This window comes from Enterobacter sp. AN-K1, from assembly GCF_020971765.1.
In the GTDB taxonomy this organism is placed as follows: domain Bacteria; phylum Pseudomonadota; class Gammaproteobacteria; order Enterobacterales; family Enterobacteriaceae; genus Enterobacter; species Enterobacter hormaechei_C.
This window is the reverse complement of record NZ_CP087390.1, coordinates 792,833-805,515: the sequence shown is the minus strand read 5'-3', so window position 1 is coordinate 805,515 and position 12,683 is coordinate 792,833. Positions and strand designations below refer to the sequence as shown.

Here is a 12,683-nt window from a genome sequence, read left to right as displayed (position 1 = left end):
TTGTCGCCAATTCTGGACACGCTTCACTCTTATTTAATACTCAGAGTGAGGTCAATGTCAGAAGGACACTTATAATATGCGTACCCCCTATTGCGTCGCCGATTACCTGCTGGACCGACTAACAGATTGTGGTGCCGATCATCTGTTTGGCGTGCCGGGCGACTATAACCTGCAATTTCTCGATCACGTGATAGACAGCCCGGACATCTGCTGGGTGGGCTGTGCCAATGAACTGAACGCGTCTTACGCCGCAGACGGCTATGCCCGCTGTAAGGGCTTTGCCGCGCTCCTGACGACATTCGGCGTTGGGGAGTTAAGCGCCATGAACGGTGTGGCGGGCAGCTTTGCCGAACATGTTCCCGTCCTCCATATTGTGGGGGCCCCGGGTATGGCGGCGCAGCAGCGAGGAGAGTTATTGCACCATACGTTGGGTGACGGCGAGTTCCGCCATTTCTATCATATGAGCGAACCCATCACCGTTGCACAGGCGGTGCTTACCGAACAAAACGCCTGCTATGAAATTGACAGAGTCCTGACCACTATGCTGCGGGAGCGCCGTCCGGGCTACCTGATGCTGCCCGCTGATGTGGCGAAAAAAGCCGCTACGCCCCCTGTAAGCGCTCTCACTGTTAACCCCGCACCGGCTGATTCAGCCTGCTTGCAGGCGTTCCGTGAGGCTGCCGAAAAGCGCTTGTCCACGAGCAAACGCACCGCGCTGTTAGCGGACTTCCTCGTACTCCGCCATGGTCTGCGCACGGCCCTTCAGACGTGGGTGAAAGAGGTGCCGATGGCACACGCCACCATGCTGATGGGCAAGGGCATTTTTGACGAACGACAGAGCGGTTTTTACGGCACCTACAGCGGATCGGCGAGCGCCGCGCCGGTCAAAGAGGCCATCGAGGGGGCTGATACGGTGCTGTGTATTGGCACGCGCTTTACCGATACGCTCACTGCCGGGTTTACCCACCAGCTGACGCCAGACCAGACGATAGAGGTTCAGCCCCACGCGTCCCGCGTCGGCGACGTCTGGTTTACGGGTATCCCGATGAGGGAGGCCATTGAAACGCTGACAGCGCTGTGTAAAACCTATGTTCGTGATACGCGAGCGCCATTGGATCACAGCGGCTTTTCGTTCCCGACTATTGACGGGGCGCTGACTCAGGAGAGTTTCTGGCGTACCCTGCAAACGTTTATCCGCCCCGGGGACATTATTCTGGCTGACCAGGGGACGTCTGCTTTCGGCGCTATCGATCTGCGTTTACCCGCGGACGTGAACTTTATCGTCCAGCCGCTGTGGGGATCGATTGGCTACACGCTGGCGGCGGCGTTTGGCGCGCAAACGGCGTGTCCGAACCGACGCGTGATTGTCCTGACGGGTGACGGCGCCGCGCAGTTGACCATTCAGGAGCTGGGATCGATGCTGCGCGACAAACAGCGCCCGATTATTCTGGTGCTTAACAACGAAGGATACACGGTGGAAAGGGCCATCCACGGGCCGGAGCAGCGCTATAACGATATTGCCCTCTGGAACTGGACGCAGATCCCGCAGGCGCTGAGCCTGGCGCCTCAGGCAGAGTGCTGGCGCGTCAGCGAAGCGGAAGCGCTGGCGGAGGTGCTGGATAAAGTGGCACACCATGAGCGGCTTTCGCTGATCGAGGTGATGCTGCCGAAAGCCGACATTCCGCCGCTGCTGAGCGCGCTGACCAAAGCGCTGGAGGCGCGCAATAACGCCTGATTACCTGTCGTTTCGCCATGCCATCAGCATCGGTTTGCCCGCCAGCAGGAGCCAGGCGGGCAACATCACGATACAGAGCAGCGGCAGAAGCGTGGTATCCGGCACGACAACGGCCGCCATAAACAGGCTCAGCCACGCATCGCGCGTGACCACCAGTACCAGTCCCAGAATGGAACAGGAGACGGTAATCGCCGCAGGGACAGCGTCGACGTGCTCATGCAGCATCAGCCCCAGCGCGACGCCAACAAAAACCGCCGGGAAGATACGACCTCCCCGGAAACCACAGGCCGCAGCGACCACCAGCGCCGCCAGTTTTACCAGCGCGAACAGCAGATAATCGGAGACGCTAAAGACCTGGCTGAAGGCCAGCTGCTGCATCTCGTCCAGACCCTTAAACAGCGTAACCGTTCCGCCGATGGCGCCTAAAACGCCCAGAATAAAACCCCCCATGCCCAGAATCAGCACCGGATGCTTCAGCCTGTGCATCAGGCGATGCAGACGAGGAAGACACCACACCGCGATCATCCCCAGCGCAATGGCGATGGCGACGACGACGGCACCGCTGAAAATATCGGTGAGTTGCATCTGGCCGTAGTGGGGGATGGAGAGTGAAAAATGGGGATGGAAAAACAGGCTGGTGGTGAGGGCTCCCGCAGCGGCGGCCATTAGCGGCGCGAAGAGTTTATCCCACAGCGGTACTTCATGATCACTGCTGAGCGTTTGCGAAAAGATGAGCGCAGCCGCGACCGGAGTGCCAAACAGCGCCCCGATGGTGCCTGCTGACGCCAGGATCGTCCAGTCCAGCGCGCCAACGCGCGGAAAAAGACGCGCCCCCAGAAAGACCGCCAGCGCGATATTAACCGCCATAATGGGATGTTCAGGCCCGAGGCTTACGCCGCCCGCAAGACCGATAATCAGCGCGATAATAAGCCCCGGCAGAGCAGAGGGAGAGACAGGAGCACCAATCAAGGGTTCCAGTGCCGGGTCCGGCCCGGCATGACCCGGGCTATAGCGGATCACCAGCCCTACGGCAATCCCGGTCAGGGTCAGCATCATCATGATCCAGCCCGGCGAGTCAATGCTGATGCCGAGTTTTACCGGAAGCGCGGTCCATAAAATCGTTTGCAGCACCGCCGCCACTTTCATGACGACGATGAGCACCAGGCTCGACGCCACGCCAATAATCAGCGCCGGGACAGCCAATAACAGCATGGTTCTGGCTCGCGGATGGAGCATGATGATTTCCTTGTACAAAACGGCTTAACGTTACTTTGCACAATCAGCATTGTGGCAATAGTGCAAAAGGTGCTGAAACGGTAAAGTTATAATGTGACGAAGATCGATAATCCATGGGCAGTCACCTTCTGGTCGTTGTTGTTATCACGCCTTGAATTTACAGTGTCCCAAAGATTTATTCTGACTTTAGCGGAGCAGTAGAAGAATGACAAAGTATGCTTTGGTAGGTGATGTAGGCGGCACCAACGCGCGCCTTGCCCTGTGCGATGTGAACAGCGGTGAAATTTCTCAGGCGAAAACCTATTCAGGGCTGGATTACCCAAGCCTGGAAGCGGTGGTTCGCGTCTATCTGGAAGAGCATAAAGTGAGCGTTGAAGACGGTTGTATCGCTATTGCCTGTCCGATCACCGGCGACTGGGTGGCGATGACCAACCACACGTGGGCCTTCTCAATTGCCGAAATGCGGAAAAACCTCGGCTTCTCGCACCTTGAAATTATCAACGACTTCACTGCGGTTTCCATGGCTATCCCAATGCTTAAACCAGAGCATCTGATTCAGTTCGGCGGTACGGCCCCGGTTGAAGGCAAACCGATTGCCGTTTACGGCGCAGGCACCGGCCTGGGGGTGGCGCACCTGGTCCACGTCGACAAACGCTGGGTCAGCCTGCCGGGCGAGGGCGGTCACGTGGATTTTGCGCCGAACAGCGAAGAAGAGGGCATTATTCTGGAGGAGCTACGCGCCGAGATTGGGCACGTGTCGGCCGAGCGGGTGCTTTCTGGCCCGGGCCTGGTGAACCTGTATCGGGCGATTGTAAAATCAGACGGTCGTCTGCCGGAAAATCTGCAACCTAAAGATGTGACCGAACGCGCGCTGGCCGACAGCTGTATTGACTGCCGCCGTGCTTTGTCGCTGTTCTGCGTCATCATGGGGCGTTTTGGCGGCAACCTGGCGCTGAACCTTGGCACCTTTGGCGGGGTCTATATTGCGGGCGGGATCGTGCCGCGATTCCTCGATTTCTTTACCGCCTCCGGCTTCCGTGGCGGCTTCGAAGACAAAGGCCGCTTCAGGAGCTATGTCCAGGACATTCCTGTTTACCTGATTGTCCACGACAACCCAGGCTTACTGGGCTCCGGGGCGCATCTGCGTCAGGTACTGGGTCAGATCCTCTGATGCTCATTCCCCTCTCCTGCGGGAGAGGGAACGCGCTACAGGTGCATGAGCTGGCGGAACTCTTTCACCCTGCTGCGGCTTACCGGCACCTGGAAATCCAGATCCTTCAGCCGCAAAATATAGGTGTTATTAAACCAGGGTTCGATTTCGCGGATCTTGTTCAGGTTGACGCAGAACGATCGGTGGCAGCGGAAGAAGTGAGCGGCCGGGAGTTTATTGCAGAATTCGGTGATGTTCATCGCCATGACGTAGGATTCACGCCGCGTATAGACAAACGTCATTTTTTCATGCGCTTCGGCATAGTAAATATCGTCGACAGGCGTGACGATGATCCGTTCGTCCTTCACCAGATTAATCGTGTCGTTTTCCCGCGCTACCGGGCTGGCACTGGCGGGTAATGCTTGCTGCTGCCACGCGGCTTCCAGCTTATGCAGCATGCTGATAATACGCGACTCCTGGTACGGCTTGAGAATATAGTCAAACGCCTCAAGCTCGAAGGCTTCCACGGCATGCTCTTTCCACGCGGTGACAAACACAATAAACGGTTTGTGGGCGAACTGATTGATATTTTGCGCCAGCAGGACGCCGTCCAGCGACGGAATATTAATATCGAGGAATATCGCGTCGACCCGGTTATGCTGTAAAAATTTCAGCACGTCCAGACCATCCTCAAAACAGCCAACAATCTCCATTTGGCTGTGGGTTTTGATAAGCCAGCTCAACTCCTGTTGAGCCAGAAATTCATCTTCTACGATGATGACTTTCATCTGTTACTCCGGCCTACGGCAACAAGGATATCGGGGCATTCACGGGCGTTCGCTCATTCGGAACATAAAAGGCAATTTCGGTGCCCGGCTCAAGACGGTGAATATGCAGCCCGTCACCGTACAGCAGTTTGACCCGGTGATGCACATTCAGCAGTCCGATCTTGTTGCCTGGCATTTCGTTTGATTTGACGCGCTCGATGACTTTCGGATCGATGCCGTGCCCGGTATCGCGCACGGCGATGCGCACGCGGTTACCGCTTTCCGTCACGCTAATCGTTACTACGCCTTTGCCTTTACACGGCTGAATACCGTGAACAATGGCGTTTTCCACCAGCGGCTGGATCAGCAGGCTTGGGATCACGCAGCTGACCTCTTCATCAATATCGTAAATGACCGTGAGCTTATCGCCAAAGCGTGCCTGCTCGATGGCGATGTAATCCTTGATTTGATACAGCTCTTTTTTGATGTCGATCTGCTCGTCGTCATTTAGCTCAATGTTGTAGCGCAGATAGCGCGACAGATTAAATATCAGCTGCCGCGCGGTATCCGGATTCAGACGGATGGAAGAGGAGATAGCGTTCAGCGCGTTAAACAGGAAATGGGGATTGATCTTGCTTTGCAGGGCGCGCAGCTCTGCCTTATTTGCCATCTCGCGCAGCTGCTCTGCACGCGAAACCTCAAGTTGGGTGGAGATGATCTGCGACAGGCCAATCGCCATCTCCTGGAGCGAGGAGGTGATTTGGTGCGCATGGCAGTAGTAAATTTTCAGCGTCCCCGTGACCACGCCTTTTTCCCACAGCGGGATCACCAGCATTGAGTGGATCTCTGGCGTCCGGTGGGCTTCATCATTGTTTTTAATGATGATTTTTCCGTAGTTAATCGCCTGTCTGGTGGTCGGACTGATGGTATCGTCGCTGTCGCGATAATTGTGCTCACCGACGCCAACGTAAGCCAGCACGTGGTCAATATTGGTGATGGCGACCGCATCGGCGTGAATATCACGGCGGATGATGTCGCAAACCTGACGTAAAGATTCGGCGTTAACGTGCCGGAAAAGGGGCAGCGTCTTGTTGGCGATGTCCAGCGCCAGTTTGGCCTGACGCGCGGCGCTGGCCTCTTTTTCGCCCTCCACGCTTTGCACCAGCAGCACGATAAAACCGATACAGACGCTCCCGAGGATCATCGGAATACCGATCTTCGAGACGATATCCAGCCCCAGCGCAACGGTTGGCGCCCAGACGATGACCAGGATCATGGTCAGCGTTTCGCAGACCATCCCCGCGATAATCCCTGCACGCCAGTGCTGCTTTTTCGGGATTTTGCGGTTAATCCAGCCCGAGAGCAGCCCGGCAATAATGCTGGTGATAAAGCAGGGGACTGCCGTCACGCCGCCAATATCAATCAGGTATCGATGGGTGCCGGCGATGATGCCTGTGATAATCCCTACCCAGGGACCAAAGAGGATCCCGCCCGACATGACGGCGATGATGCGCACGTTCACCAGCGAGCCTTCTACCGGCACCCCGGACCAGGTGCTGAACAGGGCAAACATCGAAAAGATAAACGTGACGGCCAGCAGCTCTTTTGGCGAATGGGCAGATTTATGCAACAGTTCGCGGAACAAGCGGATGCGGATAAGGAAAAAGAGACAGATCAGCATTAATGCCGCGCGGTCGAACACCGCCAGGAGCATATTGAAGATTTCGTGCACGGTCAGGCCTGGGAAAACGGGAAAAATCTATGATAGAAAACATAGGGCCTGATGACCAGCTATCCATCAGATTTATCAAATGGGGAAAAACCATAATTCTCAAAGGGGATTGCTGGCTTTTGACTGAAAGCCGGTGCTTTTCCGTTTGGGGAGAAACGTCAGGTAACGATACTGAAAATATTGTGTTAAATCGTAGCGCTTAAAACTGCCTGTTCGCGATAAGAGTTCCGCTTTTCACTGCAATCACATTCCCGTTTTAGCGCAAAATATTGTTTTGCCGTTATCCTCTCGACAGCGTCTTTTTCTTCAGGTTATTTTCTAAGCACGCCACACGGGTGGCAGCGTCGCTCGGACGGTCCGGGCGCTAACGTGACTCTGAGGAATCTATGGCTGAATTCAGTCCTGAACGCCGTTTTACGCGTATCGATCGTCTCCCCCCTTATGTTTTTAATATCACTGCTGAACTGAAAATGGCTGCGCGTCGGCGCGGCGAAGACATTATCGATTTCAGTATGGGTAACCCTGACGGCCCAACGCCGCCGCATATCGTTGAGAAACTCTGCACGGTTGCGCAGCGTCCTGATACCCATGGGTATTCCACCTCACGCGGCATTCCACGCTTACGTCGGGCGATCTCCCGCTGGTATCAGGATCGTTATCAGGTCGATATCGATCCTGAAAGTGAAGCGATTGTGACCATTGGCTCCAAAGAGGGGCTGGCCCACCTGATGCTGGCGACGCTGGATCACGGCGATACCGTACTGGTGCCGAATCCGAGCTACCCGATTCACATCTATGGGGCGGTGATTGCCGGCGCGCAGGTGCGTTCTGTCCCGCTGGTGGAAGGCGTCGACTTCTTTAACGAGCTGGAACGGGCGATTCGTGAAAGCTATCCGAAGCCGAAAATGATGATCCTCGGTTTCCCGTCAAACCCAACAGCACAATGCGTTGAACTTGAATTCTTCGAGAAAGTGGTCGCGCTGGCTAAGCGTTACGACGTGCTGGTGGTACACGATCTCGCCTACGCCGATATCGTTTATGATGGCTGGAAAGCGCCGTCAATTATGCAGGTACCGGGTGCCCGTGATGTGGCGGTTGAGTTTTTCACCCTGTCGAAAAGCTACAACATGGCGGGCTGGCGAATTGGTTTTATGGTGGGAAACAAAACGCTGGTGAGCGCCCTGGCGCGTATTAAAAGCTACCATGACTATGGCACCTTTACGCCGTTACAGGTCGCGGCCATCGCGGCGCTGGAAGGGGATCAGCAATGCGTGCTCGATATTGCCGCTCAGTATAAACGCCGCCGTGATGTGCTGGTAAAAGGGCTTCATGAAGCAGGCTGGATGGTGGAAATGCCTAAAGCCTCTATGTACGTCTGGGCGAAAATTCCTGAGCCGTATGCGGCGATGGGTTCTCTGGAATTTGCCAAAAAACTGCTTCAGGACGCGAAGGTTTGCGTCTCTCCAGGCATTGGCTTTGGTGACTACGGTGACACGCACGTGCGTTTCGCGCTGATTGAAAACAGCGACCGTATCCGTCAGGCAGTGCGGGGCATTAAAAGCATGTTCCGCGCGGATGGCCTGCTTGCAGCGAAGAGCGTTGCGGAACAACCCGAGTCGTAACGGACAACAAAAAAAACAGGCGCCAACGGCGCCTGTTTTTTTGACTGCATTTTCTTAACTAGATCATCAGAGCAAACGTTCCGGCCCAAACTAAAACAATAACCGAAATGCCCATAAAGAAATATTTCACGTTTCATCGCTCCGCGTATCTTCCGGTACGCATTAAAAAAACAGAGTCCAACTGAGTATAGAGAGTTGAAATCATGCGAAAGGGGAAATCGGAATTATCCCGTGACGTCGCTAACTTCAGCTCTGAATTCTGTGCTTTCCTGTCGCCAGACGGCGCTAATGTACGCCTAAATTTCAGGAGTGACAAGAGGCATTTTTTTAAATAATTTCCGACACTTACGAGTGTCGTGGAACGGCGACAGTTTGATTTCGGTACGCAATAAATACCTGTTGAGCGACGGTCGAAAAAGCCGTTACGCACTGCGATTACAGGTGTTTGAAAAGGCTAGTTTCTTAGCGAAACTAACCTTCGACAGGGGTCAGATATAGAGCGAGGCTTCGCCCAGGGGGCGGGTTTTAAAGCGGCGGTGCATCCACAGATACTGCTCAGGCGCACGCATAATCTCAAACTCAATCACCTTATTGATAAAGGTCGCGGCTTCACTCTCATCTTCTGGATAGTTCGCCATCTCTGGGGAGATATGCAGACGATAGCCTGACTTATCCGCTTTTCTGACCATGGTCACCGTCAACATCGCGGCGCCTGAGAGACGTGAAATCACAAAGGTACCGTTCGTCGTAGCGACATCTTTAACCGCAAAGAAAGGGGCAAAGCTGCTGCCTTTAGGACCGTAGTCCTGGTCCGGGGCAAACCAGACGGCTTCCCCTTTTTTCAGGGCGCCAACCATACCGCGCAGATTGTTACGGCTGATCATCGCCTTATTTGAACGCATGCGGCCCCGCGTTTGTACCCATTCCATCAGCGCGCTGTTATGCGGGCGATAGGTTGCCATCATCGGCTGACAAAGACCCATAACGCGGCCGCCCAGCTCAAGCGACATAAAATGCACACCCACAACCATCACGCCGCGGTTTTGCATCTGGGCACGTTTCAGGTTATCCAGGCCTTCCACGTCAAACCATTTACGGACACGCTCGTCTGGCCAGAACCAGGCCATACCGGTTTCAAGCAGCGCCATACCGATAGATTTAAAGTTTTCCGCAATCAGCGTTTCGCGCTGCTGGGCATTGTAATGCGGAAAGCACAGTTCGAGATTTTTTCGGGCAATGGATTCACGACGCTTAAGAAAGTAACGCGATGCGCTGCCGAGCTTAGAACCCAGGAAACGGATCACGGGATATGGAAGTTGAACCAGCAGCCAAAGCACGCCAAGGCCGAACCATGTAAACCAGTAGCGCGGGTGCAGAAACGCCCGCTGAAATTTGGATTGAGACAAAATAGTGGAACCTATGTGAAGCCTGTGAAGGTAGCGCAGACTTCGCGATACCACGTGCCATTGAGACCGTAGGACGAGGTCATGGTTGCAGGCTTTACCGTTCTTTACGACGTTGCCTGGCCATTGCTGACTTGGGTGGGCGGCATAATGTAGCACCGTTATACATTATGAGCTATCACTCGTTTTTGTTTAAAAAAGCGGCAATTGCGGAGTGGTTTGATTTTGCTATTGTTAAATCTGCGTTCCCGCATGTCTCCTGAAGGTGCAGACCATGGAAACCTACCTGCAAACGGTGAAAGAAGAGTGGGTGAAGCTGATTAATGAAACCGATCCCGATGTGCATCGGCTTGCGACTGAGCTTGCCAGGGATAATGCAATGCCACTGGTCGCTGAATTCTATCGTGTTGTGCTGGCAGATCCATCGGCAGCTGAATTCCTGACCACCGAACAGGTGGAGAGGCAGCTTCAGGAGGCGCTTCGTCGCTGGCTTATTGATGTGCTCTCATGCCGTGTGGAGCAGGTTGAAGAGCAGATGCGGGCGCAGCAGCGCGCGGCGGATGTTCATGCCCGTATTGGTATTTCGGTTGATTTAGTCGAAATGGGCTTCCGCGTTCTGAAAAAGCTGCTGTTGCCTGTCATTACTACCAGCGCCCATTCGCCTGAGGTGAAGCTGCATATTTATCACTACGCGATAAACAGTATCGATCTGGCCATGGAAGTGATGTCGCGGGCCTATGTATTTAGCGAGAACAATGCGGCGAAAGAGGACGAAAATTATCGCATCTTTTCCTTAATGGAGAATGCAGAAGAGGAGAAGGAGAGACAGACCGCGGCGCTGCTGTCATGGGAAATGGTGCTTCTGTATAAGATCACGCTTAATTCCAGTATCGGCAACAGTCTGCCGCTGGGGCAGTCTGAATTTGGACTGTGGTTTAGCCATAAAGGTCGGCACTACTTCAGCGGCATCGCTGAGGCCGGTCATATCTCTCGTCTGATTCAGGAATTCGATGACCTTTTTAACGAGGTCCGTCTTGCAGGGCAGGGTCTGAGTGATAAAGCGCAGCGGGATAAATTCTTGCAGCGAATGCGTAATACGCTCTCGCAAATCATCACGCTTTTGCGCGAACTGTTTGACGAAGTGTCGCGACACGAGGTGGGGGTTGATGTCCTGACCCGCCTGTTGAATCGCCGTTTCCTGCCAACCATCTTCAAACGCGAAATCCTGCACGCCACCCGGGCGGGAACAAAGCTCTCGACGCTGCTGATTGACGTCGACAAATTTAAACAAATCAACGATACCTGGGGGCACAATACCGGGGACGAGATCCTGCGAAAAGTCTCCGGCGCGTTCTACGACAACGTGCGAACCTGTGATTACGTTTTTCGCTACGGCGGCGATGAATTTCTGATTGTGCTAACGGAAATCTCAGAGGTGGACGCGCTGCGAATTGCCGAGCGTATCCGCAGGCGGGTGGAAAAAATCAAGGTTAACTCCCCAACCGGCGATATTATCCCGCTCTCCCTCTCGATAGGCGTTGCGATGTTCAACGGGCATCCCGATTACGAGCGATTGATTCAGGCGGCGGATGAAGCCTTATACGGCGCGAAACGGCGTGGCCGAAACTGCGTGGAGCTTTGGAAGGGGGCGTAAGGAAAGACAGAAGTGTCCCCTGCAGGAATCGAACCTGCAACTAGCCCTTAGGAGGGGCTCGTTATATCCATTTAACTAAGGGGACGAAGCGGCAAGAGTATAGCGTTATTTACACTTTTCGTTAAGCGCATTGCCGCCTGACTGGTCAAAGAGTCACCGTTCACGCCGATTTTTCGGCAGTTTTATCCTTTTTTTCCTGAGCCTTAAGCTCGGCCTTACGCTTGTTGGACATGTCGTTACGGATTTGCGCATGGCTCAGCAGCGCAAAGATAAAGGTCCCGCCACAAATGTTGCCTGCGAGGGTAGGCAGGGCGAACGGCCAGAAAAAGTCGCTCCAGTGGAGTGTGCCGTTAAATACCAGATAAAGGATTTCAACAGTTCCGACAACAATGTGTGTGGTATCGGCGAGTGCGATAAGCCAGGTCATCAGGATAATTACCACGATTTTCGCGCTACCCGCTGACGGGAACATCCAGACCATAGTGGCGATGATCCAGCCGGAAATTATGGCATTAGAGAACATTTCAACCGGCGTGTTTTTCATCACATCCATGCCAATTTTCACAAATGCGTCGCGGGTCGGTTCATCAAATATTGGCATATACTCGAATGCCCAGGCGGCTATGCCCGTACCGATCAGGTTCCCCAGCAGCACGACGCTCCACAGGCGCATCAGTAAACCGAAATTACCGAGGGTCGGATTTTGCATGACGGGCAGTACGGCAGTGACGGTATTCTCCGTAAAAAGCTGCTGTCGCGCCATAATGACGATAATAAAGCCGAACGTGTAGCCTAAATTTTCCAGCAAAAACCCGCCCGGTACGCCTTCCAGCTGAACGTGAAATATCCCTTTGGCGAGCAGAGAGGCACCCATCGACAGACCGGCTGCAATGGCTGACCACAGCAGGGCCATCGCGTCGCGCTCCATCTCTTTTTCCCCGTCCTGGCGAATATGCTCATGAATAGCCATGGCGCGCGACGGCAGGCGATCTTCATCGACTTCTATCTCTTCTCCCCGGTCTTTCTCCTCGCTTTCAATCTCATGTTCCTCTTTGCTTTCACCAATTTTCTCTTCGCTAATGTCTTTCATAACAGCTCCTTCGGGGTAATTGCTCATTTAAGCGTAGCGGCTTTTAGCGCTTTCCCCGTGGGGATGCTCTTAAATTGCTGAAAATGGCAATAAAGGTGAGACATCTCTTTCAAAGCCAATATAAAATTGCCAGCGAAACGAATTCCGAAAGACAGGCTATGCTGAAATTAGCGTGATGACGCGAGCGGGTCGTCATTGTCCTCGTAGACATCGGTAAGCGTGCTGTTACAATCACTTGCACGTTTCAGGCGGAGCATCTCAGGCTCCGTCACAGATGGCATTCAACGATAGCCA

10 protein-coding genes and 1 tRNA gene are annotated in these 12,683 nt (G+C 54.1%); 4 read left to right on the top strand and 7 right to left on the bottom strand.

Annotated features, from left to right (window positions below):
- Window positions 1–76: 76 nt before the first annotated feature.
- On the top strand, window positions 77–1,735 hold the full coding sequence (ipdC, locus tag LOC22_RS03820; RefSeq protein WP_230239376.1) for an indolepyruvate decarboxylase: 1,659 nt from the start codon (window positions 77–79) through the stop codon (window positions 1,733–1,735).
- Here ipdC and LOC22_RS03815 read toward each other — a convergent pair whose 3' ends face one another.
- Window positions 1,736–2,971: an ion channel protein gene (locus tag LOC22_RS03815; protein WP_230239375.1), complete on the bottom strand. Its 1,236-nt coding sequence runs from the start codon at window positions 2,969–2,971 to the stop codon at window positions 1,736–1,738. It abuts the gene before it with no gap.
- Between the two features lie 205 nt (window positions 2,972–3,176).
- Here LOC22_RS03815 and glk point away from each other — a divergent pair, with 205 nt between their 5' ends.
- Window positions 3,177–4,142 (top strand): glucokinase, encoded by a 966-nt coding sequence (gene glk, locus LOC22_RS03810; protein ID WP_003861352.1) that lies wholly within the window; start codon window positions 3,177–3,179, stop codon window positions 4,140–4,142.
- Window positions 4,143–4,177: 35 nt separating this feature from the next.
- Here the strand turns inward: glk and LOC22_RS03805 are convergent, their stop codons facing one another.
- The gene (locus LOC22_RS03805) at window positions 4,178–4,909 is read right to left on the bottom strand and encodes a LytR/AlgR family response regulator transcription factor (RefSeq protein ID WP_015572237.1); all 732 of its coding nucleotides are present in this window, start codon (window positions 4,907–4,909) and stop codon (window positions 4,178–4,180) included.
- Between the two features lie 13 nt (window positions 4,910–4,922).
- Window positions 4,923–6,620, bottom strand: coding sequence for a sensor histidine kinase (locus LOC22_RS03800; protein ID WP_032619300.1), 1,698 nt, complete (start codon window positions 6,618–6,620; stop codon window positions 4,923–4,925).
- Between the two features lie 386 nt (window positions 6,621–7,006).
- On the opposite strand from LOC22_RS03800, the gene alaC reads away from it, so the two are divergent.
- A complete protein-coding gene (alaC, locus tag LOC22_RS03795) occupies window positions 7,007–8,242 on the top strand; it encodes an alanine transaminase (RefSeq protein WP_017383460.1) in 1,236 nt (411 codons plus the stop codon).
- 58 nt (window positions 8,243–8,300) lie between these two features.
- Here alaC and ypdK read toward each other — a convergent pair whose 3' ends face one another.
- Together ypdK and lpxP are read right to left on the bottom strand one after the other, a co-directional pair.
- Window positions 8,301–8,372, bottom strand: coding sequence for a membrane protein YpdK (gene ypdK, locus LOC22_RS03790; protein WP_099458937.1), 72 nt, complete (start codon window positions 8,370–8,372; stop codon window positions 8,301–8,303).
- A gap of 358 nt (window positions 8,373–8,730) precedes the next feature.
- Window positions 8,731–9,651 carry a kdo(2)-lipid IV(A) palmitoleoyltransferase gene (gene lpxP, locus LOC22_RS03785; RefSeq protein WP_026080619.1) on the bottom strand — a complete coding sequence of 307 codons (921 nt, stop codon included), beginning with the start codon at window positions 9,649–9,651 and terminating at the stop codon, window positions 8,731–8,733.
- Window positions 9,652–9,919: 268 nt separating this feature from the next.
- On the opposite strand from lpxP, the gene LOC22_RS03780 reads away from it, so the two are divergent.
- On the top strand, window positions 9,920–11,299 hold the full coding sequence (locus LOC22_RS03780) for a diguanylate cyclase (RefSeq protein WP_023304167.1): 1,380 nt from the start codon (window positions 9,920–9,922) through the stop codon (window positions 11,297–11,299).
- A 13-nt stretch (window positions 11,300–11,312) separates the two neighbouring features.
- On the opposite strand, the gene LOC22_RS03775 is transcribed toward LOC22_RS03780, so the two are convergent.
- Window positions 11,313–11,384 (bottom strand) — tRNA-Arg (locus LOC22_RS03775).
- 75 nt (window positions 11,385–11,459) lie between these two features.
- Window positions 11,460–12,389 (bottom strand): formate/nitrite transporter family protein, encoded by a 930-nt coding sequence (locus LOC22_RS03770; RefSeq protein ID WP_017383457.1) that lies wholly within the window; start codon window positions 12,387–12,389, stop codon window positions 11,460–11,462.
- Window positions 12,390–12,683: the final 294 nt, after the last annotated feature.